This is a genomic window from Pseudomonas sp. NPDC087336 (genome assembly GCF_044744285.1).
GTDB lineage: Bacteria > Pseudomonadota > Gammaproteobacteria > Pseudomonadales > Pseudomonadaceae > Aquipseudomonas.
The window spans coordinates 149,969-175,895 of record NZ_JBIUYA010000003.1; the positions used below are offsets into that span (position 1 = coordinate 149,969).

General features: G+C 52.3%; 14 protein-coding genes and 1 pseudogene. 9 read left to right on the forward strand and 6 right to left on the reverse strand.

What is annotated here, in order from left to right:
- Nucleotides 1-348 precede the first annotated feature (348 nt).
- Together ACIO0C_RS04310 and ACIO0C_RS04315 are read left to right on the forward strand one after the other, a co-directional pair.
- Entirely contained in the window at nucleotides 349-1,752 is a 1,404-nt protein-coding gene (locus ACIO0C_RS04310) for a hypothetical protein (protein ID WP_401308289.1), read from the forward strand.
- Between the two features lie 195 nt (nucleotides 1,753-1,947).
- Complete coding sequence (locus ACIO0C_RS04315) at nucleotides 1,948-2,388, forward strand: hypothetical protein (RefSeq protein WP_401308292.1); 441 nt, start codon at nucleotides 1,948-1,950, stop codon at nucleotides 2,386-2,388.
- A gap of 404 nt (nucleotides 2,389-2,792) precedes the next feature.
- Here ACIO0C_RS04315 and ACIO0C_RS04320 read toward each other — a convergent pair.
- A pseudogene (locus ACIO0C_RS04320) lies at nucleotides 2,793-3,143 on the reverse strand (LysR substrate-binding domain-containing protein); the annotation flags it as partial.
- Nucleotides 3,144-3,448: 305 nt separating this feature from the next.
- Between ACIO0C_RS04320 and ACIO0C_RS04325 the strand changes: the two are divergent.
- Genes ACIO0C_RS04325 through ACIO0C_RS04345 form a run of 5 tightly spaced genes read left to right on the forward strand, consistent with a single transcriptional unit; the run spans nucleotide 3,449 to nucleotide 10,133 of the window.
- Nucleotides 3,449-5,116 carry a hypothetical protein gene (locus ACIO0C_RS04325; RefSeq protein ID WP_401308295.1) on the forward strand — a complete coding sequence of 556 codons (1,668 nt, stop codon included), beginning with the start codon at nucleotides 3,449-3,451 and terminating at the stop codon, nucleotides 5,114-5,116.
- The gene (locus tag ACIO0C_RS04330; protein WP_401308298.1) at nucleotides 5,113-6,222 is read left to right on the forward strand and encodes a hypothetical protein; all 1,110 of its coding nucleotides are present in this window, start codon (nucleotides 5,113-5,115) and stop codon (nucleotides 6,220-6,222) included. Before ACIO0C_RS04325 ends, ACIO0C_RS04330 begins: the two co-directional genes overlap by 4 nt.
- A 46-nt stretch (nucleotides 6,223-6,268) precedes the next feature.
- The gene (locus tag ACIO0C_RS04335; protein WP_401308301.1) at nucleotides 6,269-7,495 is read left to right on the forward strand and encodes a hypothetical protein; all 1,227 of its coding nucleotides are present in this window, start codon (nucleotides 6,269-6,271) and stop codon (nucleotides 7,493-7,495) included.
- A 20-nt stretch (nucleotides 7,496-7,515) separates the two neighbouring features.
- Nucleotides 7,516-8,127, forward strand: a complete 612-nt coding sequence (locus ACIO0C_RS04340) for a hypothetical protein (RefSeq protein WP_401308303.1) — start codon at nucleotides 7,516-7,518, stop codon at nucleotides 8,125-8,127.
- A 44-nt stretch (nucleotides 8,128-8,171) separates the two neighbouring features.
- Nucleotides 8,172-10,133, forward strand: a complete 1,962-nt coding sequence (locus ACIO0C_RS04345; RefSeq protein WP_401308306.1) for a LodA/GoxA family CTQ-dependent oxidase — start codon at nucleotides 8,172-8,174, stop codon at nucleotides 10,131-10,133.
- Nucleotides 10,134-11,879: 1,746 nt separating this feature from the next.
- Here ACIO0C_RS04345 and ACIO0C_RS04350 read toward each other — a convergent pair.
- On the reverse strand, nucleotides 11,880-13,298 hold the full coding sequence (locus ACIO0C_RS04350; RefSeq protein ID WP_401308309.1) for a Dyp-type peroxidase: 1,419 nt from the start codon (nucleotides 13,296-13,298) through the stop codon (nucleotides 11,880-11,882).
- A 724-nt stretch (nucleotides 13,299-14,022) separates the two neighbouring features.
- On the opposite strand from ACIO0C_RS04350, the gene ACIO0C_RS04355 reads away from it, so the two are divergent.
- Complete coding sequence (locus ACIO0C_RS04355; protein ID WP_401308311.1) at nucleotides 14,023-15,984, forward strand: P-loop NTPase fold protein; 1,962 nt, start codon at nucleotides 14,023-14,025, stop codon at nucleotides 15,982-15,984.
- Nucleotides 15,984-16,349 (forward strand): hypothetical protein, encoded by a 366-nt coding sequence (locus ACIO0C_RS04360; RefSeq protein WP_401308314.1) that lies wholly within the window; start codon nucleotides 15,984-15,986, stop codon nucleotides 16,347-16,349. Before ACIO0C_RS04355 ends, ACIO0C_RS04360 begins: the two co-directional genes overlap by 1 nt.
- 962 nt (nucleotides 16,350-17,311) lie before the next feature.
- On the opposite strand, the gene ACIO0C_RS04365 is transcribed toward ACIO0C_RS04360, so the two are convergent.
- From ACIO0C_RS04365 to ACIO0C_RS04380, 4 genes are read right to left on the reverse strand one after another with little or no spacing between them, the layout of a single operon-like run.
- The gene (locus ACIO0C_RS04365) at nucleotides 17,312-18,385 is read right to left on the reverse strand and encodes a Wadjet anti-phage system protein JetD domain-containing protein (RefSeq protein WP_401308317.1); all 1,074 of its coding nucleotides are present in this window, start codon (nucleotides 18,383-18,385) and stop codon (nucleotides 17,312-17,314) included.
- A 3-nt stretch (nucleotides 18,386-18,388) separates the two neighbouring features.
- Nucleotides 18,389-23,587, reverse strand: a complete 5,199-nt coding sequence (locus ACIO0C_RS04370; protein ID WP_401308320.1) for a hypothetical protein — start codon at nucleotides 23,585-23,587, stop codon at nucleotides 18,389-18,391.
- Between the two features lie 13 nt (nucleotides 23,588-23,600).
- Complete coding sequence (locus ACIO0C_RS04375) at nucleotides 23,601-24,380, reverse strand: hypothetical protein (RefSeq protein ID WP_401308322.1); 780 nt, start codon at nucleotides 24,378-24,380, stop codon at nucleotides 23,601-23,603.
- Nucleotides 24,377-25,765 (reverse strand): hypothetical protein, encoded by a 1,389-nt coding sequence (locus tag ACIO0C_RS04380; RefSeq protein WP_401308325.1) that lies wholly within the window; start codon nucleotides 25,763-25,765, stop codon nucleotides 24,377-24,379. The genes ACIO0C_RS04375 and ACIO0C_RS04380 overlap by 4 nt, the downstream gene beginning before the upstream one ends.
- Between the last annotated feature and the right edge of the window lie 162 nt (nucleotides 25,766-25,927).

Sequence of the window (25,927 nt, forward strand, 5' to 3'; positions counted from 1 at the left end):
GATCTTGCTCAGTTCGGATCATTCGGTCGGAAAGATGTCGCGGTTGCTCTGGCACTCTTGTCATGGCACGACAGGACGCTTGTATTGCTTGTTTTTGAAAGGTTTTCGATAGACAAAGCAAGAAGCGCAAAGCCAGATTAGTTCATCTCCCCACGATTCCTCCACAGGTAGCTCTTTAGTGTATGTCTGAAGCCCGCTGATTTTTGATCAGTCGGTTTAACCGACTAACCCGCGTCTTTCAGGAGAGTGGCTGAATGGGCCTAGAAAATATAAGGGCAGAAACACGTCCGAATGGTGTGCCCTACACGGTGCTGTGACGCGAATTCTTATCAGTGAGGGTGACCATTGGTGCACGCAAAAAACATTAGCCTAGAGGACATACGAGACGCGATTGCTGCTTCTCTTCACAGTGTTAAAGCATACGACCTGCCTGGGCTGTGCACCAAGCTTGGTCTGGAGGTAGGGACCGAGGAAGAGGCCTATCGCAGCAAACGGTCATACGTTCGCTCTCGGTTGCACAGTCACAATCTGAACGAGCTGCTCACCCTCGCAAAAAATGTCATCGATGAAATTGGGGATACGGAACTGGAGGACTTCGTCGGTGAGCTGATGACGCCTGAGAGTCATCGCATCTCCGATATCACCAGGCGTGCAATCCTCGGAGCCTTGGACCAGGTCCATCCGCTTTTTGGTGAGATTCCAGCTTTGGATGGACTCAACGTGTTGAATCCAAATTGGGGCATGTCTGGGCCCGAGCACGGATTTCTCAACACGCTTTACACCGACGTTGTAGAGCATTTCGTACAACGCAACGACTACTCCAACTCCACTGTACTGAAATACTGTGGAGCGATGACATGCTCACAACAGCGTTTTTTTGATCTGATCGCTTACGTCCTATCTCCCGAATGCCGAACAGATCCAGAACAAAAAGTCCTGGTGCCAATGCTTAACGATCTACTCGTGGCTGACGGTTTTTCACTGAAGGTGCTCAAGGAGATCTCACGCCGGGATGTTTATGGCATTCGACGCATTTCTTCAGGGGTACAGGGCGCCGCCAAGAACCTGATTTTTGCCTCGATCAACAGCAAGCCAGATCTGTATTTCACTGATGCGATCAACAATGAGGTTGGCATCAGAAATCAACATGACGCCCTAATCTATGACCGCGCATTGAGCGAGAAAGGATTGCTGTGGAGCGATCTCGTGGTCTGGTGGGGAGGACGCGAAGGTGTGGATGATCTGGATGTCGCACAGCGAAGCCTCTATCGTCGGTTGAGAGATTCCGTGAAACAAGCGCGATCCCCAGGCGAGACGGTGCTTTTCGACAGTTACTACCGTGAGTTGGCGCCACTGTTCAAAGAACGGCTACCGGCTTTGATTCCACAAGTCTATCTTCATTACGATCCCAAAACCTCACGGCAGAGGGGGCCAGACAAGGTGCTGCTTCGGGAGAGAATGGATTTCTTATTACTTCTTGAGCACGGTGTCCGGGTAGTCATTGAGGTGGATGGACAGCATCACTATGCAATCGATGGCAAGCCTGCTCCGGCTAGGTACGCTGCAATGGTTGCCGAGGATCGGCGTCTGAGGTTAATGAGATACGAGGTTTACCGCTTCGGTGGAGGCGAATTTCAGGACACGTTGCAGCGCGATGGTGCTGTAGAAATTGGTGATCAATCGCGAGCATTGGCCGTAAATTTTTTCAAAGAGCTTTTCGCGCAGCATGGCGTCACCAAGAAAGATGACTAGAACATCACTTGATCACTTGCTTGGACCTAATCGAGATTTCAATGCGGTCAGCGAAGTCTCCAGGCGAATCAAGCATGGTTCATCCTAAGCGTCACAGCATCTATCACCGTCCGGGAAAAACTTGCATGGTTTTCGGTTGCAGCGGGTTTAAATCGCCCTATCATGGGAAGCCTCTTTCGCAACGAGGCTGCAACAATGATCTACCTAAAACACCTGCTGTTCACCTTCAGTCTAATGTTGGCCGCCAGCGCCGGTTCAGCCAGTCCCGTACCTGATGTTGGCCGGCTCGCACCTTGGCCGACGGTGGACGGTAACTATCTGCAGCTCCTTCAGAATGCAGCCAGTGATTGGTTTCTGGTTTCGGCCGTCGTGAAGGAGGGCAAGATCAATACGGCAATTGGCCGTGTCGACGTACCTGCTGACCCATCCTCGCTGCCAATGCAACTTGTTCCACTCGCGTCGATTTTTGTGCGGGGTACCGATTGCGAGTCCCTCGAGTACAAGCATCTAGTTGCTGGCACCGGACCATATATGGAGTCGTACTGGATGGCTACTCCGCGCGGCATCGACAGTCCAAAACCTGCTTGTCAGATCAAAAATCCTCCGGAGAAATGGCAGTTTGTCGCTAGAACCTGAGGGGTGGTGACTGAGCCTCAAAACCGCGTGATCCGCTGGAGCAGTTCGGTCGGCAGAAGAAACGCCGTTGCCTGTAACTGATCATCTCCCCTATGACGCCAAGCGCGTTGGAAGTGCGCAAGGATTCGCGGGCGTATGGCGGACTGGTCGACGGCAAGGAAAGTGCGACCGTTGAATTGGCCGCGCGGGGTAGTGTCGAGCTCATCGAGATGCCCTTGCAAGAAGGCGATGGCTTACGGTGACGTGAAGAACAGTTGCTGAGCTTGAGCACGGTGTGGATGCCGAAGTGTAGATGTTCGACTTTCGTGCGCAGGAACTACCGAAAATGCCATAAAAGAAGTTGAAAAGATCGCAGTCTCGTTGCACTCAACAGCTCGTACAAAGTGAAACGAAGCCGCGATCTTTTATTCGCCTGTACCGGAAAACCCCGCAACAATCTCGTCAATCATCTCACGCACCCTGGCGGTGTGCCGCAAATCCGTGTGGGTCACCAGCCACACGTCATACGGCAGAGACCGCGTACGCTCCGGCCACAGCCTGACCAGCCCGTCTCTCTCCCCTAAGTACACCGGAACTTCCCCCAGTCCGATACCCGAAGCGATGGACCGGCGCACCAGCAGGCTGGAACTCAGGCTTGAGACAATCCGCCCACGCCCTAAAGAATTGTTTATCAGAGTCATGTCCTTGCCGCCTTGCAAATGCGGCTGATACACCACCAGATCATGCCCCTCGAATGACGACCCCGGCTCGGGCAGCCATGGCACGCTGGCACATATAGAAAATGCAACCCTTGGTCGGGATTTCTCCGGTGAAACCTTCGCCCAACACTTGTGCCAGAGGGGTGGTGTGGGATATGCGGCACTGTGCAGTCACATTTTGGCGTGCTGGCCCACTGGCATTACGTCAGGGCTGAACTACTCTGGATTTTCACCGTACCGAGAGATCATAAAGGATCGACTTGTATGGCAAGGATCAGACACGGAATGTCATGCCTTCATTAGTGTCCGTGAAAGCATCAGTGTGATGTGTCGGGGCAGAACGCGTTGCATTCGGAGGGATCATGAGTACGCGATTTCCAAAGAAGGAAGTGGTTGGAGACCTATTGCAGCGCCGTCAAGTGTTCCGCGGCGTGGTTGAGCAGGCTGCAGGGCGTTCTCCCACACATCAGCAACCTCCAGCTGGCGAGGCAGTTGGACCTCAAGTACCGCTTCTGGCCATGATAATGGGCGTTCACGACCGTCCGCAGCTGATGACGCTCGAAGAGGTTCAGGCCTTCGGTGATCCCTTCACGGCCCACATTCTCTTCAGGGAGCAAGTGCCTCTGACTCTGGTTGAGCTTGCTGCCGCTATCGACGGGTTGGCTGGGGAGGAGGCGAGACCTCTGCGCAAGCTTTACGTGGTCGCCGAAGGTGCTGAATTTCAGTCGACCGTTCCCCGTCTGCCAATGAACACTCGACTAGTGTTCACATGGCAGAAGGACAACGCTACTCCTCCCGACTTTTTGCTCAGTACTACTACTGATCTGGATGATCCGAAATCTCTACTGCAACTGATCGCCTGGAGCGAGACTCAGGGGGTGTTTCATTTCTTCGAGAGGACAAGTGCCGGGTGGGGCTGGGCTGGAAGCTCGTTGCATGCCCTGCAGGATTCCAGCCGCGGGAAAGGTCCTTTCGACAGTCACATTAACGGTAGTTTAGTGATGAAAGAGCTTAACGAGCCCTGGAATCACTGGCACACCATGACCAATGGCATTCCTCGCGATCTCATCTTCGAGACGGTAGAGCAGCGAAATCATCCGTTGTTCGCAGAGTTGACAGGAGCTCAGGAGCTTGAGGCCACAGTTAAAACCGGCGTCCGACGCTGGACAAGGCGTCGTGTGCAAAAGGATCTGGAGGGTGGCCAACTTCTCAATCTGAAGTGGTACGCCCGTCAGATCCTTTGGACCACCTCGGTAAATCTCATCAGCTCGACAATCCTTTCCAGAATTGTTGCCCTCAACCCCGAAATATCGTTGCCAAATAGCTTCTTTTTTGATGAGGATGGCATCAGCTTTGCTGCTTCGCAGTTAAGTGATTTGACTGTTCTCCCTTCCAACGAAATTACTGTGCTTTCGAGCCTGTATATCGCTGCTCTCGATGAGCTACAGGTCCATGTAGAAGCGTCAGAGGACGGCCCCTCTGTTCCAGGCGACACCCATTTCGCATTCCTCGTCCCAGAGCGGGCTTTCGAGGATTTAGCTGTCGTCGAGGTGCTTGTCAGAAGAGAAGTGCTGAGCCCTCGGCTCGCGCTTTGCCTGTTGATGGTTGATTTTACCAATCCTGTCTTCTCGCCGGTCCGTGCAGGGCTTTTGCCGCTCTTCCCGGAGTCGATTGCTCAGGGGGCGAAAGGAGCGGCCCTGGACAACATGGTCATCAGCGAGGCCAGGGCGAAACTATCGTCATCCACCCAAGAGTTGCTCCTGCTATGGGAGGACCAAGATCTGCTCGGTACTGTTCGGCGGCGTTTGGCCGATTATGCGACTGCCGTTCAGGCTAGGTTGCGTGCGCCTGACGGCGTCATCGATCTTATGAAACTTGCTGATTCTCGGAAGGAGGCCTTCCGAAAGCGGAGGCTGAACGAGTTTCGCCACACCACCTCGGTAAATGGTGCGACAGTTTCGCACCTGGCTATGCGGGAAGACGGTTCCGTGTTTACGAAGAACACGGACCTTAGTGAAGAGGAGAAATGATCATGATGCATGCGCCCGGCAATACCAGTGATCTCACCCTGGACCTTGAAGAACAATGGACCCAGGCACTTTCCGAGGATTTCAGGGCTGAAGTCCAATCTACTCGAAAGATACCCGAACCGGATCAGCCGCGAGCCTGGTTCTTCGACGCTGCGGGTGATGGCCTTGCGAACACCCTGACGAAAAACATCGCGTGGACCGCCTTTCCCAAAAAGATGAAGCAAATTAACTGGCGTGAGGTTGATCGTGAGCGGGACCTTCAGGAGGAATACTGCGAGTGGGAAGTGGCGAGGGTCGATGGCAAGGTTGTCCGGGTGACGGTCACTACTGAGACTGCGGACTATTATGCTTTTCTCTGGAAGAACGCTCCTGACAAACTGCTGGAGCTCTACCACCAGTTCGTCTCACCTGACGTCCTCCTTAACGACCTTGGCAACGGGGGGGAATATAACCCGCAGAACAAATGGAATTGGCCAAAACAGCAGCGTGGAGCCCTGATGCATATGGCCCAGGTGAACAACACTTTGCGGGCGGCGATGAACCTGTCCGCGCGGGCATGCTGGCCAGTCATGAGTGAGGAAGGAATCCCGATTACCTCGGAGCAGGAACTGATCGAGGCCATTCCATTCGGCGATAAATTTCGGCATAGCGACCCCCACATTGGTGCTCAGCTCAACGAACTAGTTCGAGCAGGGAATGAGGTTTCGTTTGCAGATCCCGTTGGACTATACATCCACGAGGTCGATCTGACTGGCTTTGAGACTCCTGATGGCGGGGACGTCCAGTCCTTGATGCGCGTAACCCGCGGCGAGAGTGGACTGATGCTGCGCGTAGTATTTGAGGCGCCAAAAGGTGCTGATTATGTGCTTGAGGATGTTACGGTTGATGAGCGCAATATCCGCTTTGGCTCGCAGATTACCGAGAAGATCAAAATTCGGATCCAGGGGGCTGCCCGCCCAGCAGCGACCCCCGCGCCGAAGCTCAAGCTGCCGAATCTGACGGTAGAGGGCCATGCTGGCGCGCTCGCTGGAAGGGCCTTTGTGTTTGGCCAATCACCTGGTCTCAGCCGAATTGTTTCGATTCCGAGTTTGATCTCGCCCGAGTAAGACGGAAACTCATTCGGCACATCCTTAGGCACAGAGGGATTGAGCAATGGGCTATTCAGAGCATGGATTGAACCGTAATGGTCGGCGCCCGACCAGCCGCCTACAGCCATCAACCAAAGTTGAAGTCATCGGCATCGAGGTCACTCAAGTCATTCAGAACATGAAGCATGAGGTACGGCTTTTCGAAGGGAAAGCGACTGTGGTGCGGGTCTATATTGATCCGAAGTCCTTCAAGAGGAATACGCGGGTTAGAGGCGAGCTTGTAGTCGCTACAAGACCGGGAGCGCCAGGCAGGTACATCTCCTCAACAAATGAGATCCTACTTCGCTCCTCACAGCATCCGGCCCTTGCTGAGCAGCGCCGTGATGCGACGCTCTCGTTGAACTTTCTCATACCTGAGCCTCCATCTGGGCCAATGCATCTCCAACTGAAGAGACTCTTGGTGGTCTCAAGCGGTGAGGATGTACCCATCCTCGATGCCGGAAATTCGGTGGGTGTCGACTTCGTTCCTGGGCCTGTTCTTCGGATACGTGTACTAGGGATCCGTTACACCGACATGAGATTTGCCGCGCCCAACAAGCACGCCCCTGATGTTAGCCACTTTGATCACCTACGTTCCTTCTTGATTCGGTCATACCCAGTTTCGCGTGTCGAGTGGTCACAGTCTGTCATTGATAGTCCTCCCAACTTTGTCCCCCCCTTCAGTGCGGCATTGCCTGATGGTTCTGACCCTCTATGGGGGGCCTTGCTCCAAATGCTGCATCAGCAGATTCTCAGTATCCGGCAAGCAGATGTTGATGCCGGTTGGGATCCACGAACCCATTACTACGGTCTAGTTGCCAATGATTCAGGCTTCTTCCGCGGGGCAGCTAACCTCGTACCGAGCACTCCAGCACCTAACACTGTGGCCGTGGGGCCTTGCGGTAGACCAGCTGAAGGCAACTGGGATTGGGATAAGGACGGGTCATTCGCTGATTGGTACGCCGCACATGAGTTAGCCCATACGTTCGGGCGTAATCACCCAGGCTTTTGCAACGACCAAGAGGCTTTCGACCCTCACTACCCACACGCCGACGGAAAGATCTCGAATAAAGCTGAGGACTGCATTGGGTTCGATGTCGGTGATACATCTCTCAGTATCCCCATGCAAGCATGTCCCCTTGAGCGGTGGGCGGATTTCATGACCTACTGCGACTGGCAATGGATCTCGAAGCATACTTACGACGGCCTGCATCAACGATTGGTAGATGAAGAGCAGCTGTTTCGCCCGTAGCAGTGAGTTAGGGAGGCACGATGAGAAAGATGGAGTACGGTGATTGGGCCCAGATAATCGGAACCTTTGACCTTGTTACCCGCCGCGGCGAAATTCTGTCAATGCAACCCTCCAAGGTCGCGTTCGCTTCCATTAAGGGTGGTGAGGATCGCGTTCGAATAAGGGGGTTGGACGAGGACGGCGAGGTTCTCTTTGACTTGGCCGTCAACCCAATGACGCCTTCCTGCGGTAATACCGGGACAAGTCGGATGTTCGAGGAGTTTGTTCCAGTCCAGGATCAGTTGAAGGTGATTCGCCTGTATGTCGACGGCGCAGAGGCTGCAACCTATGCACCAGGTATGGCGCAACAACATCTCAAGCTTTCCCTAGGTCAGCCGCTGACTGAAAAACTGCATCGGATACCAATCGAAGCCGATAGTGCACCACCGATTGAAGCGAGCGTGACCTATCTGCTGCAGGTGAAGCCAGAAGGTGATAACCGTTGGCACACCATGGCTACCGGTATGGATCGACCTGATGCAGTCGAGGTGGATGTTAATCAGTTCCCTGGAGCTAAGACCCTTGAAATAAGGATTTTGCGCACGAACGGGTTAGCGACCACCACTGTTCTGGAGACCAAGCGAGAGTTCTGACTCCGCTTTCAGCACCCACCCTACCGTTATTGCTGGAGTCGAATATGGCTAAACCAATAGTGAGGGCGTCAATTCATCCTGCGATCGGCATTGCTAGGGTTGGCAGTAGTCCAGATTTCCATCTTCTTGCGCCGCAAGTGCCATTCCCAGCTCCTCGTAAGGCTGGCAGTTCTCATGATGACAACGGCCAGCTAAAGCGTGAGGCGGTAGAGTTCCGTGTCTATGGGTACGATGAGGATGGCCAGGTCATTGCTGAGCTCAACTCGGATAACGCAGAGGTGACGTGGACTGTCCATGTCGCTAATTCGAAGGCTGCCTGGTTCAAGTTTCGGCATGCCATGGACGTGCCCTCGTTGGCGGATACGGTAGTAGAGCGTCGGAACCCGGCCATCACCGATCCGTCTGAGCGTCGCAAATTGGTGATCGATCCGGGGGCTCGAACTATCGTTGGGCGCAACGAGCAAGGTAAGGCAGAGTACCGTTTCGATACTGGCTATTTTAAGGACCTGAAGGTCTCCTTGGGGGAAATCAGAACCGACGGGCATGGGAGGCTTCTGTTTTTCAGCGGCCTGGGTGTCTCACGCTCGCCCAGTGGAGCTCCGTTGGAGGTGGAGGGAGCCAAAGATGCGTTTGGAAACTCAGAAGATTGGCATGACGACATCGCAGATGGCACGGTCGATGCCATGGTGGTAGTCGATGGGAGGGTGGTACCAACGGAAGGCTCGTGGGTAGCATCCGCACCTCCGAACTATGCTCCTGACCTGAAGTCCTGGAGGACTCTTTACGACCTTCTTGAAGAAATGTTCGTCAGCGAAGGCTGGATGTCAAAAAAGGGTTCCACGTCCTTCACCGAGGACATCTATCCAATGTTGAGCAGGTTGAGCGGTCTCCAGTGGGTCAACAAAGCCTCGGCAGCCATCTTCGGTCACCGTGCGCCATTTGACTTCGGAAGCCCGGATTTTATTGAGAAAATTTGTCGTCTTCATGGTGGGAAAGATGTGGATGTTTACAAACCATTGCGTCGGACTATTCAGCGCATGTTTCGAGTGCAAGAAGATCATCCCTCTACTCTAGGCGCGTGGCCGTGGCTTTATGGTGATGCCATTGGCACGACTGAGAGAGAGGAGACAGAGCCTTACCTTTACCTTGCTTTGGACAGGAATGGAGCGAGGTATCTGCATCTACAAAACTGGGTAGAGGGAAATTTTGAGGCCGACTGGAAAACTTTGCCGACCCCGCCGCGCACGATCGATGGATATCCAGTAGCGGATCAACCGTTTGCTCTTGACCGTGCGGCGCTGGACTTTTGTGTGGCAGACGCCTTTCATCCGGGCATCGAATTCACATGGCCAATGCGGCATGCATCGATCTTCTCATCAGCCTTTCGTATCAAGCGCTCCACCGCTGTAGAGCGAGACTACGGAAGCCATCTCAACGTCAACACGGCCTTGGCGTCAGACGGTCCGCTTAATGGGCAGACGCCAGGCTCTCTAACTCGCTGGATGTTGCTACCTTGGCAGTACGATACAGGCGGTTGCCTTGCTGGCTATGAAGTCAGAGGCAATGTTTTCGACGCGCCTTCGTTCTGGCCAACCCGAGTACCAAACTTCGTATTGCCTCACGCAAACTTCCTTCAGGCCAACGATGACAACCTGCCAGAGGCTGATCGGCTATTCGCCTTTCAGAAAAGGCGAAGCTGGTTCTTTCCGCTCAATAGTCCTCCGAGAGAGTGGGGGGATCGTCTGGTCAATGAGTTTGGAGGTATGGGCGTTGTGGAGGCCTATGACCTTACCGCCGAGCATCCGCAACTTCCTCCCGTGATTTATGCGGAAACCAATCCAGGGCCCAGTGGGGCGTTCGCCTTCGGAGCTGGGTCGGGTGCTGGTGCGGGAATCGCTGCCTCAGCTCCGCCCGCAACCGAGGAGGACCGTTTGGCTCAAGAAGCCGGCTTTCCAAGCGAGGCAGATCGTGTAGAAATGAAAGCGCGCCGCTTCGGCCATCGATAACTATGAGTTTGCGCCCCCGCTTAGTGCTTGTGCATGGGGATGGTCCTGCGGCCTGGGCAGTTGCGGCAGGTCTTGCTCGTGTGGGATGGGCTGTCACGGTCCGCCGGCGTCCGGCCGCTAGGCGCGATGCCTCGCGGATCGAGCTGCTTGCAGCTTCAGCAGCTCGCTTTTATCCATATATTGGTCTCTCAGTTAATGATCTCAATCGTATCGCTAAGCCCTGTCCGGGGGTTTGGTCATGCTGGGGATACGGCGGCCCAGCTAGTGTTGATGCCATCAGTTCCCCATACGGCGCTTCCTGGTCCGTCGACAGGGCGAGCTTTGATGCTCTGTTGCGTACTCGGGCCTTGGAAATGGGCGTAGTCGAGGACTCGACAGCGACTTTCTCCCCAAAAGGGGACAGTGATCATTGGCAGATCCTGGCTTCTGGAGCGGTAAGCAATCGTACCGCTGCACCGGCCACAGCTCAGTATGACGACCGTCTCATTGCTTTTGTCGGTTGTGGCCGTCTTGTTGAATCCTGTGCCGGACTCGATTCACGACTGCTCATCGAAGCGCTACCGGATGGCTGGGCATATGGTCTGGTCGGGCCAAAAGGCACCGTTGGAGTGGCTTATTTCACCGACGCTCTCTGCTTAGCAGGGAAAGACCCTAAGGTATATGCAGCAGACGCTTTGTATCGCACCGAGCGTATTTCCCGGTTGTTCGGGGCAACTCGGCAACCTCTTCAGCTTGCAGCTGTACCCGTACCCTGCAGGTGGAGGGCCCTGCGAGCTGGCCCTGGAGTTTTCCGTGTGGGGGATGCTCATGCGAGTTTTGACCCGGTTGCCGGTCGGGGATTGTGGGAGGCCCTTAGGATTGCTGCCCAGTTGTCAGAGACACTAAGCTCAGGGACTAATATACTGGAGGCTCTGGAGCAGGCGTCACGGGCGAGCTATCAGGTCTACCTAGAGCAACGCAGGAAATTCTATGCGGATGCACTAGAAAGATTCGAGACCCCCTTTTGGGTCCGGCGCGTACCCAGCATTACCCTCGGGAGTGCTCGGCCATTGTAATGTGCGTTTTGAAGAGGTGCCGTAATCGACGAGTCCTGCCGGGTTGCCCGCTATCGCAATCCATGCATTATCGGTTGCGGCGGAGGGCGTATTTACCATCGAGAACCTGACAACGTCTCATAGTGAAACCAAACGCACAGCCGACCAAGCTAGCTACTGATTTACTCTTTCGGGATGCCCTCACTAGCGTGGCGGTAAATGTGCCAGCGTTTGCTGTCCGGTATTGCCCCCCAGTACCACAATCCATCATAGGAATATGTTAATGAAAGCGGACTTTTCATCTGTCGTTTTAACCGAATGATCGTCGGTTTTTCACCCAAATACAGAGCACAAAGCCAGTCGCTTTAAGCGACTTATCTTGGGAAGCGTAGCCCCCTCACCAAGAGGTCCGCTTTGAGAGAGGCATCGGAGAGTTAACTTCCCTTCTGCATTCAACTTAACCTACCAATAGCATCATATTTTCCAATCTGATTTATGGAACTGTTATTGCCGCATGAAGGGGAGGGCAGCCTCTCGTGGTTATTTCCGAGAACCCAAGGTGCGGCGGCGAATCTAATGCTCGTCATCGAAGAGGCGGAGGCGCAAGGTACCGTTCGCGTCTTCGGTAAGCTGCAATTTCACTTGAGAGTCCGGACCGCTGTGCGCAGCCGGACTCTTTATCAGGCTATTGGTTTGAGTGAAGAGGCTTGTCTTAAAGTTCTCGCAAGTACGCCAACGATGGCATGAAGAAGTATTCCCCCCCCTTCATTGTTACAGTCTGTGGGACAGCGGATACCGTTACGTTCGATGAGGCATCACCCCAAATCCGGGCAACTGTCATTTTTGGCCGAGTTTGCCCAGACGGTAACTGACCTATAATCGGGTCTACTCCTGGTGCGGGATGCCCCGTTGGCACCTCCGGAAAGCCGGCATTGTTCGCCCAGAATTTTTGAGTGAACTCAAACTGGTTCCCAATATCGCTGTTGAATGCCATGAAGAGCAAGCCTACATCTTTCGAGGGTTTGTTAGCGATTTGCCCGTCATTAGGGTCATCCTCCCTTATCCCGTAAGTTTGTCCTCGACGTGGCATTAGATGGCTCCGCTCATCCACCTCCAACTCCTTGCCACCGGTACCGCGCGGGTTGGTCTTGCGGATGTGGCCCAGGAAAGGGCACTTGCCAGCGTCTAAATCACTGCTATAGGTGAAATCGTTCACAACGCCGGGTAGGCCCGCCTCAGCAGCGGCCGATGTCACCGGGGTCCCATCCTCAAACCTTCCTACAAGCAACCCGCCTGCTCGTTCTTTTTCTGATATTTGTAGGTCTTTCGCAAATTGCACTTCTGCATTTTTGAATGCTTTAACATCCTGCTCCAGCTTTCTAAAAATGAAATAGCTCCCGAAATGCACGCTCGGATCAGGCGCCCCAGGGTCCGGGACAATCGCCTGACTGAGAGGGAAATCTGGATTCCATCGCGGTGCAGTTCCTGTTTCTTTCTTTTGCTCTTCTAAAATATCTTCTGTGAAAAATAGCGGCTGGCTGCGGCCATCAACGTAGCCAAAGTGCTCGATACCCTCTTTTGCGGCGTTGACAATCCCTTTCCCAACTTCCTTGCTTAGAATGGAGACCCCTTGAGCGTTCGCTATTTTGAGTTCGATGGTTGATTGCATGCTGGCGACACTTTGCGGGCCTGAATCACCAATCAGGACTATGGCATGTAGCTTGTTCCGATCCTGGAATGCCAATTCCAAAGTTGCAACATCTGGATCGTGAAGCTGTGGTTCACCCTGCATCCCATTCAAAAATGAAGGGTCGCTCGGGATGTTGACCTCTCCAAGTTGCTTATATCCAGATGCAGTTAGCCCAACGCCCACATAAACGGTGCCCAGAACAGTCGGGTCGTCGTTGTGGGCCTTAACCTCGGCCAGATGAGTCTTAGCCGACTTCATAATCGTCGACACGTCGCGCAAGAATTGCTTCGCGCCAGTTGAGTCCGAGAATGACAGAAAAAGGATGACCAGTGCATCGCGGGTATGAGGTTTCAGGATGTTCGGTTGCAGGTTTTCCAACATTACCAAGTCGTCTCCCGATGCGGTCAACCAGGAGATCGAAGTATTTAAAGTAACTGCCATGGCGTTATGCTCCGTAGGTGATTAGCTCGCGGCGATTCCTGCGGAATAAGCGAGGCGTCTTTTACTGCTAAAGGATCCAGAGCCGACTGCTACTGCATTAACGTCAGCATTCTAAAATCTGACTCTCGCCACCTGCGCCAAACCGGGATGGCGCTACGACACGAATACGAATCGGCCCTCGGCAAGTGTAGCAGTGTGTTCACGTATGCCAGTCCCTTCAATTCACATAAAACAGCATTCGAAACTACTCTGTAGCCAGCTAATAATTACTTGGCTAGCTAAAATATGCGGTAAAAATCGATAAGCTGGATAGCCCGGCTACGCTCTTTTCACTCGATATGTTGGCAGCGACGCCGAATTGACCCACATGCTGACGCAAGACTGACCCTCCTCCAAATCTAAACAAACAGCAAAGACGATCGTTCGCGAAAACAGACTGGGTCAGTGACAACTCGGCAGCTGGTCAATTTGCCCTCGGTACCACCAGTCAAGGACAATTCAACTCTTGGCATCAGTCTGCTATAGGCCTGCCGAAACCGGAGAAAGATACAGTTGGGCAATAGTGTTATAACTAAGTGACAGCCAAGTCACGCTCCATGCGCTTGGGGGGGGAGGAAGGCAGCATTGGTGGGTTTCCGTTGATCGGATCAGGCGGCCGCCAAGCTTGCCGCCCGACCTAACCATCTAAGCTTCAGCCATCTAGTTATGTTGTTGGGTGGCATGCATGAACCTATTCGGTTGGAAACGGAACCCTGAGAAGAAGACATCTATAATTCCAACGGAGCAACGGAAGACTGAGCAACCTATGGTCCTCGATTCGGTGGGCACTAATCGGAAACAACCACCCAAGGGGCATGATGCCGCAGTCTCTTGCCGGGAAGAGGATTACCTTGAACGGTGGCCTGTGGCGAGTTCAATTTATCGGACCATTAAGGCGGCCCCTCCCGATTGGTCTACTCGCATTGGGCTTTATGGTCCTTGGGGGAGCGGGAAGACCAGTGTTTTAAATTTCTTAGAGAAAATTGCTGAATCGAAAGGCGACATCGTCGTCAGATTTTCTGCTTGGAATGCAATCGGCGAAAGTGGCGTAATTGCTCTGTTTTACACTGCGCTTACTGATCGTCTAAAACGTCAGGGTGTTCAACCTTCTATAAATGCTTGGAGCAAAGATATTCTGAGGAAATTCACGGGAGTAGTAGAGAAGTTTTCAAAGCAAGCAGGTACCGCGGCCTCTGAGTTAGATTCTTACCACGGCGTTTCGGTGGCGGCGGCAATATCGGGGCTTGGAGTGGCAGCTGGCGCGTTGTTGCAGTACGTGGTTATTAGCACAGATGATCTAAAAAAACTTCACGAACTATTAGGGGACCGAAGAGTCATTGTCTTTATCGACGATTTGGATCGATCAGACCCTAAATCCGTACCCAAGACCCTCTTGGCGCTACGTGAGTTATTGGATTGGCCTCAATTTGCATTCGTATTGGCCTTTGATCGAGAGGTAATCGGAGAGGCACTTAGTGAGTATTCAAAAGCTTATGGCGAGTCCGCTCAGCAGTTTTTGGATAAAATAATTGATGTTCCATATGCACTGCCGAGTGCACCCCCCAAGCAGGTTGCTCGTCTTGCTGAAGAAGCTCTTAAAAAATGCGCTGACTTTATTCCTTGTGACATTCGAGCAAAAGTTTGTTTTAGATTTCCGGATAATCCGCGACAGGTAAAACTTATTGCACGAGCGTTGGGGGTTATGAAAGAGGTTGCTACGCGCCATTCCGAGACAGAACTTCACTGGGAAGCAATTATTCTGCAGACCATCCTCCGCCACTCAGCGCCGAAAACGGCCGTTGAAGTAGAGAAGTTGTTTGCAACTGATGGTGGCACCACTGTTTCGCTAGAAGCGGCGTCTGACAAGGAGTCTTCTGAAAGCCGAAATAATCTGATCTCGAATGCGATGCTTTTGAGCGGCGTACGCATAAGCGATCGCGATTACAATTACTTGTTTTCTCTTGCTTTTTTTATTTTAGGGCTTAGAGAGGCTCATTCAGAGGAATGTATCAATTATGAAATGAATCTGGTTGTGAGAGAACCATGCTTTACAATTAAAGAATATTCGGATCTCGCTAATGAATGGTATCAGTCCAAAAGCGATCATGTTGTCGACGATATATTGAATGCTAAATGCGAGCAGTTATATGTATCGCGGATTGAGGCGGCTCAGTCCTTGTTAAGAAAAGTCATCCCGAGTTATAAGACTAATCTGAGCATGGTTGGCGGTCACCAATCATTAGATAACGAAAAACGATGTTATGAGATGGCTAACATTGACTTGAATTTTGCTGCGTATCTATGGGGGAATTGCACGGTCAGAGAGGTAGTTCATGAGAGAGGAGCTGTTGATGTTTGCTTGAGTTTATACGAGTCACTTCCATCCAAAGTGTTAGACGCAGAAGGTAACTCCCGAGGAGAGTTTATACGCGAGTTGGAGATAATTAAGTCTGCGCTCGATGAATGTCATGATCCTGTAGATTTTTTTATAAATCGAATTTTGGGCACGATCATAGAAATACCAAAGACTATGAGAAGCTCAGTGATGAATGGGATATATGTAATGCGGCTTTCGAAATTGTCGTTCCGTTTGTTGTTGATAATGCACTTAATCTTTTTTATGAACCTGGCGGCTTGGGAAAGCTAATGCTCGAAGAAAACCTTCCGGTTAGGTGGATGTTTGATGACGCCAGGTCGCCGCTCTATAGCGCGCGCTATATAGAGTTATTTAAGTCGCGCCTCGAGAGTGTGCCCGATGATTTATCGGTGCAGGTGTATCTTTCCCGCAATGCAATGGATTATTTGGAGTTAATTTTGCAAAAGGATTATGGGGGGTTTGATGTGGATAAGGATTTGATTATATTGTCTTGGATGGCAGCCACGAAGTATGACTTTAATAAAAAATACAAGCTAAACTTGAGCAATATTCGAAGCGAGTTGATAAAGCACAACCCAAGTAAGGGGTTAGATGATTTGCTGCCGATTCCGAAATGGTTTCTGAGGATGTATTAGCGAGGCTGTTGCCGATAACCAGGACTTGACCCTCCGGGGTCACCGAACGCGTCAACGCCGCGGTCAGGTGCTGGCAGTCGGCGGTGGCGGGCAGCAGTTGAATCCGTGTGACCTCGGGAGGCGTATGCCGCAGGTCGACACTGGCGCCTGCGTGGAGGCCGCGCCGGCAGTCCAGCAGCCATTGGCCGATTGCGGTGTCCCCTCGTTAACCCATCGCCAAAGTCGGTTGAGTTCGTCGATCGGAGTAATTACCTCATCCAACAATCGGAGGAAGCCAAGGCGCTAATTGATGCCATCGAGGAGGTGCTTGAGAAAGGCGCAGATGGCCATCGTTTGTACGAGAGCCCATAGGTCATTTTTCACACTTGTTTTTTCAGACATAGCCAACAGCCCAGGGCCTATGGCAACACCCTTACGTGGCAATTTGATACGTTCCGTGTGAAGAATTGCTCCGCAGCCTTACCGCAAGCATCCCCCACGATTCCTCCACAGCTAGCTCTATAGTGTCTGACTAAAGGCCGCTGATTTTTGATCAGTCGTTTTAGCCGACTAATACTAATGCATCGAAAATTCACGAATGCAAAACCAGTCGTTTTAAACGACCTATCTTTGAATATTGTAGGCTTTCACCAAGAGATGAGCCTTCGTGGCAGGAGGGTATAGCAGTGTATCGATCGGTCAGAGCGCCAAGTTCCATCGATTTCGGGAGATAGTAAAGGTTCCGAAGCCGAAGGCTGACATCGATGATTTTCCATCAGAAAGGGCGATCCCCTCTCTGCGGAATCGCGGTAATTTCATCACCTTTGCCGGGGTCAGTACAGCCCCAAGTGCTCGATAATTAGTGGCGATACACTCGAGGACTCAACAATTATAGCCCTCAATTCTGGCGTGAACAGCCTTGAGCACCTGCGCAAACATTCCTCAACGAACAACGAGAATGAGTGGCCATCGAAGACCTATCATCAGTTGTTTACTGGTAATTCTTCCTGAAGCAGTCGAAATGGAGCCGCGACCTCCACCTCATCGAGTTCTGATCCCAGTGCCTCTTGATCCACTGCTCGGTCGGCACACCTCCTTGCGAGGTATGTCGCTTCAGGCGTCGCTCCGCATATGACACGTTGTCCATCTTTTTCAAACAATGCGTGATAGGGATGGCAAAGCTGGGGATTCGTGAGGCGTTTATCCATGGAAGCGTAAGCTGCGCTCAGTGCTAAATCTGGAATCTGTCGGCGCAAAGATTCAAAAATACGCACACCCTCGCGATCCAGATCACCCCAAAAGAAAGCAGGCAGATGGCTGATTGCATCGTACAAATTGACGGTGTCTCCGTAAGCACGGCACGCAACAATCTGCCCAGTTGCAAGTCGATTACCGAAATTTTCCATCGTCAATCCATAGCCAAATGCCGCAACTCCAACGGCATATTTAGCGTGTCGTGATCGCGCGAAAGCCGTGAAACTCCTGATGTTCTCAATCAGGACAACCGCAGTCGGTTGTGCCGGGCCGGCAGTAAGGGCGTACAGCTCGCCGTACGCGTCAATGGGCCATTCAATCCCGATGTTGCGAGCGGCCCCTCGCAGATTATTTAGCGCCTTTGCAGAGCCCAGGATGTTAGTCGCCGAGGCGAAAATCGGGTCACAGTTGACCGAGTCCTTGCACTGCAGCATCCCTTGGATGACGTAGTTGATGTCGTCCGCCGAAAGTCCTGAGAAAAGCTCGGCAATTTTAAGTAGGGGCTGAAGGGTCGTTTTAAACGACTTATCACTAAAATTTTCGATCACCTCACCTAGCAACATCTCGGTTTGACTGAGCGGCAGTGCTGAGCCCGTCCAACCGACCAGCGTCAACGGTTGACCTGACTTGGAAACTCCGCTGAGGCTACCCGCTCGTGCCAACTCCTCCAGAGCCAGTTGAACGTCCAATTGGGGAATTGCCGTAAGTTTGGAAAGCCTTCCAATGAGGCCACGTGGACGGAGTTTCTTTCCTCCTGCTGTCAGCCGCCGAAGGACGGTTTCCACCTGCTCGGACATGTCCATCGATTATTCTCGCAATTGATCCACATGAAGCTCGATCGACTTGATCTCACCCTCATGGAACATCTCCTCCTTAGAAGCGGAATCATCCACGAGCACAAACCCTCGCTCCCCCCCAACCCGGCGAAGGGCGCAATATGAGGGAAATAGATTCGGATCATTTTCGTATAGCTCGTTATGTATCCAACCGATCAGTTGGAACGAGCCCTTGAGCGTTCGAATGACAGACAGCGAATGCCTGATCATCTTCTTGTCGCTTAAGTTGGAAAACAGACCATCGATCATCACGACACGAGTGGCAGACGGTTTGATTCGACGACGAGTGTCTATGCTGCCGGCGTCCGCCAATGCATCCCGATGCAGGGTGAAATCGGCTAGCTTGGTTAGGATCAGCAGAGCCAGCGCATTGCCTTGGCCTGTAGAAAGTTTCGGCGTTAAGCGTACTGGCCGTCCGCTTGCGATTTCAGGATGCTGGAACGTAACTGTCGGTCCCGTAGCATCGCTGTCTTTAGGTGCGCGAAACACAGTACGGTAGAATGTTGCCCGAATATCTTGCTTCAGGGTTTCCTCAAACTCGGTGTCGCTGCCCATTGTTTTCCCGGCGGCTTTGTCCTCGTCTCGTCGGCGCTGCTGACGATCAAGCTCCCGAACAACTGCATCAATTTCCTCACTCACTGCGTTTCGATCAATCAATTCGCCGGCGATGTGCAGACCAGCGATCCCGCCGGTATCGCGCCGATCGAGAACCGTCTTCAACAGCTTGAAATTCTCGCCCAGACCATCGGTAAATCCAGAGATCGAAGCAACCAAACGCTCACGCGCTTCCTGTAGATCCACTTCGCTTTGTCCGTGCAGCCGTTCCATATTCAGCAGATAATTTTCGAAGTGCCGATAGAGTTGGTTGGCGTCCTTGAGCACAGCTTGCGGGGTACGATCAGAAGCCAACGCTTCCTGCTCAGTGACTGACAATTGGTTTTCATGGTTTTTTCTGACTCGATCAAGTTCACGCGTTAGCTCGCTGAATTGTCGGTTCAGTTGCTGGCGCAAGCTAGCGAGTTTCGTGCGATGTTCGTTCAGAGGGAAGTTGGATATATCGCTGGCCAAGCTATCGAACAGCTCTGCTTGCGCATCCAGATCTCCAATGTCGACTTGCTCAACAAGATCGAGATGTAGTGCTTTTGCGCTTTGCAAATAGATGCTTTCAACCTCTGACCCTGATACTTGGTCAGAAGAAATGACGTCTAGAAGATCCCGTACCATCCTCCATTGCCTGAGGATGCCAATCACAGCCTGATCGATTTTTGCCGCAGAATTTTGCAGCGCTTGCAGCCGCACCATTTGGTTCTCATGGCGCTCTTGCGCATCCGAAATATCTTGCTCAAGAGATGTGAGCTCTCGTAGAAGGTAGTCGCGTCGCTCGATTAACTGAGTGCGGCCATTGGGCACGCGAGCATCATTGACCGCCTGCTGGGCATGCTTGAAGTCAAACCGGGTGCGCTGGATGGAGTTGTCTACTTCGATCTGAAGGATTTGACCTTTTTGCTTATAGGTTGCATCGAACGCAGGTCCATCCTGATTGATGTATTCCTGAGCTTTAATAAGGGGCTTTTCCCACTTCACCAGATGCGACGATGCTGATGACGCGTTTTGTTGCAGCAGCGCGACACGAGTATTCAGCTCGCTGCAGATTGATTTGATTTGTTCCAGCAGTGTTTCGCATTCGTCACAAGCGTCCTGAGCATGCTCCACCTCTTTTGCAATGGAGGTCGCCCACTCCCAACCACCTAATGTTAAAAACTCCTCTGCGGCCTGGATAATTGGCAGTTGCGAAACGCGCTGGTGAAGGATTGGTAATTGTTTAGCTATGTCGCTCAACTCGGTCTCGTGTTGCGCTTTACGATCGCGGATCCATGAAAGTCTTGTCGCACCGCCTTTATCCAGAAAACGACAGGTGGCATCGATCCATCTAGAGCTCTCTGCAGATGCACGCAGTTCGAGCGTCGGTAGCTGATCCCTTAACCACTTAAGTTCCTGAGCGAGGGCGGCCAAACTCTCTTCAGTTGTAATCAGCGTTTTTTCACCACCATCACAGAGAAATTCAGTCGCGCTGCGAATTAGGAGAATGACCTTTTCGCTACGTTGCTCCTCCAGTTCTCTGAGTCGGATTTCCACGGTTCTTAAACTTTGTCGAGCCGAGAACAGAGCAACAGGGGCTTGTCGCTCAAACGCGGTACAGGCGAGCCGGATGAGATGGCTGGTTTCAGACTCTGGAGAAAGATCGGCGTATTCGTTTTCCAGCGCTTCTACCTGGGGAGCCATGCCGGCAATCTGTCTGTCCAGGCTAGCTTTGACGTTTTCAATCTCGGCTGGGTTGATTAGGGCCCTGGCTTGTAGGGTCGGAGCTCCAATCATAAAAGAGTAGGTCAAGCCATGTTTTTCGGTGAGATCACCCTGATGACAGAATCGAATCAACTCCGACTCGAAAAATATGGGTGCCTCCAATCCCGCGGCATCAAGCGCTTTCAAGGCCGCATGCGCAGCTTCAGTGTCGCTGACGACTGGAGCGTGTAAGACTTGAGAAAAATGCACGAGGACCTGCGCACGTCGCTTTGGAGAAATCTCCAGGTCCTCAATAATCTGATGCACTCGTGGCAGGGTCTTACCGACGCAGCTCAAGACTTCTTGGGCAATGCTGCCAGCTGCTGCCCGGGCCTTCTCGAGCTCGGCGCGTTGTCGTTGAAGATCTTCCAACTTCGCCGTCTTTTGGTCACGCATGCGGCCGCACAGAGGCAGGCGCTTTGCCCGTGATGCCGCAGTAGAACTTGCATTCTCAAGATTGCCGAAGCGCGATTCAAAATCCTCTGCGGCTTGAACGAGCGGATCTAAGGCCTCAATGTCGGCAGAGAGCGCGTTCTTTTCTCCGGTTCGCTGAGCAAACTCATCAGCAAGCGTACGTTCCAAATCTGGGACATCCGAATTGATTCCAAAGCGACGGTGTACGGTGTTAAGTGCCTGGAAACCGTCTTTCAGCTTAACCAGCTTGATCTGTGTCTCTTCCTGACGTCTAACGGCATCTTTTTCTAATGCGTAGCCCGCCTCAAGGTCACGTCCAACGTTGCTTGCAACTGTGTGTGGATCCTCATCGTTGAAGCGCGAGTGATAGTGCTCGACATCCCCAAGTAGGCCTGCAAGTGTCTGGTCTTCGAGTTCGAGCTGTTCAATCGTTGTTTTTAACGCTTCATGCCGGCGTTCGGCGGAGGAAAGCTGTTCTTGAACGAATGCCTGGAGCCCATCAGCGGATTCGCCCGGGAAGGCAGCTTCAAAGAGCTTAACTTTTGGGAGCAGCGTGGTGACTTGGGTGTGTTTCGACTTCGCAATCGAGAGCGTTAGTTGGGCGGCCTCGTTCGAGGTTTGCGCCTCCGCATACTCCCAGGTCGATGTAGCCTGATCATCCGTCGCACGCTTGAGCGCTGAAGAAGCTTGGTCATTCAGTAGAATCAGTTCGTTGCGGACATCGTCCGGCATGCGATTTGGAAATTCCTCTTCCATGTCACTATGGGCGTCGCGATATTCTCTCAGTTGAGCGTGGTGCAGTTTATGAGCTTCTCGCGCGTTTATTGCATCGTCTTGTTGTGCAAAAACTTTCGATTGAGTCGCTAGTGGTTCCGCCAGCTCATCCCCGGAAAAAAGGCTGCTTTGACGCATCGTCGAGAGCGCAGTTTCTGCAGCTTGCATATTTTGCAGTTGGTCCTGCAGCTGTGAATGCTCTTCGGCGCAATCGAACCTCCTTTTTTTCTTTTCTTCTATGCTTTTTTTTAGCTGCAGTTGCTCCTGCGTCAGGCGATTTGCGGCGCTGCGCAACGAATTGGGTTCGCCGGTCGTTGTTTGCCAATCAAAGGCATAGTTGATGGCTCGTTTGGCCTTATCAGTATCCCAATTCTCGGCGAAGCGTTTTCGATTTTCGATCAACACTAGTACTGCTTCCCGACCATAACCACGATTAGGCGCCCCTCGCTCCAATGAGCCATGGTAGGTAGGTTTTTCAATGACTTGATGCGGTTTCAGCATCACTGATGGGAGTTGTTTTTCACTTGCTTCCTGATTGATCAGCTTGGCTTCGCTGGCAAAGATTTCGGAGATGACTTTGTCTGGAATTAGCCAGGTGCCATCTGAGCAGACCAGTCGATCTGCGATGAATGCGGTATCTGGGCTCTGAGTGCGCAGTGGCTGCGGGATACCAAGGATGGGATCTTTTTCAACGATTTTCTGGATAAAAGCCGCTTCGCTGAACGAGGCCGCAATTGTTCGCGAGAGATCACCTTGTGTAGTCAGATAGGCGTCCGCTTTTTCCTTCACAACCTCAAGACCCTCAAAGACGAAGCGAGCTTCTTTGACCGCTTTAGCGCGATCCTCAGCTTTGCGCTGCGCAGCAAGAACGGGTCGCGCGCTCTCAAGAAGGGTGTCTTCAAAGCGATATTCTCCCTCTTCGCCGAAAACATCCATGCAGTTGACCAATACTTCCGGAGCGATATGGGTGTAAAAGAAAGCAGAATCGTAATCCTCACCGTTGCGACGTTGCACCTTGAAAAAGTTTTCTGCGCCGTCCCCACCTCCTGCTTTTTGATAGTTCACGAGCTGGTGAATCAGGCTTGGATCAAAATGACGATGGATAAAGCGTTTCCAATCAACAACAGGCAGGTTGAACGCGACGCCATCGCACCCCTTAAGCGTTGTCAGAAATTCAGCATTGGAGATCATCCTTTTAAGGTGCCCGTTGATGTCAACGACCGGGCATTGCTCAAGGTGCCCCAAGTAATGATAAAAATGGAGCTCCTCGTCGGAAAAGCCATAGAAACCGATCACGTATGCCTCGCCTCGTACGGCATCACCAATCAAGCCTGGCTGAATGAATTCAGAAACATCCTGATATAGAACCTCAATACGAACGTGGCTCCACAAGCCGCGGCGTTTAGGTGCTGCACGTTCACGACTCTCTGCAACAAAAGTTCGATCTCGTGTGAGGATGGCGTAAATGGCTTTGTTCGCTGTGGATTTACCCACGCCGTTGGTTGCGACAATTGCTGTGCTCAGGCCTCGGGCGTTTATCGCTACATGGCGCCAATGAGGGATCCACTGCTGTTCGGAAGGACGCCGGTTGTCCAGATTGAGATAGTTACTGATTTCGATGCGATTGATGACTGACATTTTGCCGCTCCCGCTATTGAGCTGGAGAAACTTCGGTTTCTGGAGTAACGACCGACAGCACAGCCTCTAGCCCTGCAACTTCGAGGCTACCAGCGTGTCGTCGGAAATTTGTCGCGACATCGACTGCAGACCAGAGGGTTTGCCGATAACCTTCCACGCCTGGGATTGGTTCGAGGACTCCCAGGTTGAGCATGCTGCTGAAGAATACTTTCGTGCGATTTTCTAGGGCGCCATCGCTGAGGTTGGTCAACACGTCGTGGACAAATTTTTGATGTGGTTCAGTTGCGGGCTCCGCCCTCACGCGAAGCTGCTCGACACGTCGCTGTGCTTCTTCTAGCAGTTGCTCGAGATCTACGGAGCTATCCTTAAAAGCACTGATCGCTTCGATAGGTCGGTTATCGATCGTGTACAGGAAGTAGAAGAGCGTAAGCAAAAAGAAGGTAGCCCAGACAGCCGCAGCGTTTGAAGTTTCCGATCTCCGCTCATCGATAAGCTCCATCAGCAAGGCGCTTGTTTCCAGGTGCTCAGGGGCTTGTTGTAGTGGATCACGAACAGCTACGTAGATTCGCCCGGTGTTTGCAAGGCCGATGGCAGAGGCGTCCAATACCTGCATTCGAAGACCTTGAGTTCGCAGGAAATCTTCGAGGTCAGATGTGCGACCATACTGGTGCTCCAAGATGTCTACGGCATCTTTTTCCTCTTGCAGACGCCGACGTCCGGTGAGCGCAAAGCTGTAGAGTGCTCGACGAGAAACGAGTTGATTGAATATCAGCCCGATTTCTTCAGCAGTCATAGCGCCTCCGTGGGAGCATTGCGTAGCTGGATAGCCAAATCAGAGACGAGTATTTGGTAGTTCCCCAACTGCTGCTTATGCAGGCCTGGAAAACAGATAACCTCTAGTTCAATGGCCCGCTCGAGTGGTTCGCTGATGACATATAAACCCAGTATGCCAACGAGATCTTCGAGAGTATCGATTGGAAGGTTGCCTAATTGCGGGTGAGCAAGCAGCTCTCGAAGGCGAACAGGGCCCTGGCGCACCGCTTCTATGATTACTGCGGCATGCTGCTTAAGCCACGAACCCAATGCTTCACTTTGATGGGCTTGCTTAGGATCATCATTGAACACCACATCTTGAGGTACAGGAGCATCTTCTGCAGTTTCAACCGATCCAATAAATGGTGTGACACTGGCGAACTGGCTGCGACGAACCCAGCCGCAGCAGCCCCCGAGCAAGCTTTCCATAGCGCTTATCGAAGGCGGAGCATCAAGGAATTCAGTGATGATGTTGTCAAACCGCAGCACTCCTAATCGTTGGCGTCGAGTTCGTTGAAGATCGGCTAGCAGGTTTGCCCAGTTGCGGTTAAGGCTTTCCGTTGCTTGGTGAATGACTTTCAATCGACGCCGGATCGTGCCCAACGAAACTGCTTGATCAGGATGATCCTGGCGGAACTGTTCGAGTCGCTCCTGTACCGGTTGGCTTTGCAGGAGCTCCAGTGCAGCCAGTGCAGCGATGAGAGATTGTTGGAGCATCTCTGTGAAATGTTGGCGACGGTTTTCGTATTGCTCGGCCATTTCTTCAATGGACGGGCTTTCGCGGATCTGAGTCAGTTGCTCATTGAAAAGCCGCAGGGATGAAAGTATTTCCTGGCTGAGACGTGGGATTTCGTCAAACAGCCCGCTCTGCAACGCTCGGGAAAGCGTTTCAATGTGCTTATCTTCGTACAGCCAGTCACGCCGATGCTTCAATACCTTTAAAAACAATCTTCCGGCTTCAGAGAGCTTAACCCTGTCCAACCGAGCTTGATATCGAACGAGGCGAGACCAGGAACGGGTTTGACGGCTTTCAGTGTTTTCCTCAGTTCGAAAGCGGATTTCTCGATCCCTGTCGAGAAATCTAGCGCAAAAACGCACCTCCTCTGCGTTGAGGTCCCTCAGTGTTTCTCGCATGTGTTCAGACAACACATGAACAGGAACGAATTCGTTGCTGCCATCAATCAGACGCCGCTCCAGCTGACCAAGCAACTTGCCTGCCACTAGCGCGCGGCGATCAGCGCCGTCTTGGGGGTGAGGCGCAGAGATATGCGAAGAGTCCGATTCGACGCGTGCGCACTGGAGATCCGCCAATCGCGAGGTGAGGGCGGTTATCAGCACATCCGCAGGCAGCTCTATCGCATCCATCGGTGACACTCCCCGATTTTTGGTCAGTCGTTTTAACCGACTGATTTTCAGTAAAGCACCGACTTGCAGGAGTTCAAGGTCAGTCGCCTAAAACGACCTATATTGTTAATGTAAGCCTTCATCAGGAGGTGATCAGTGAGCGTGGATTCTTCTCTTTTTACG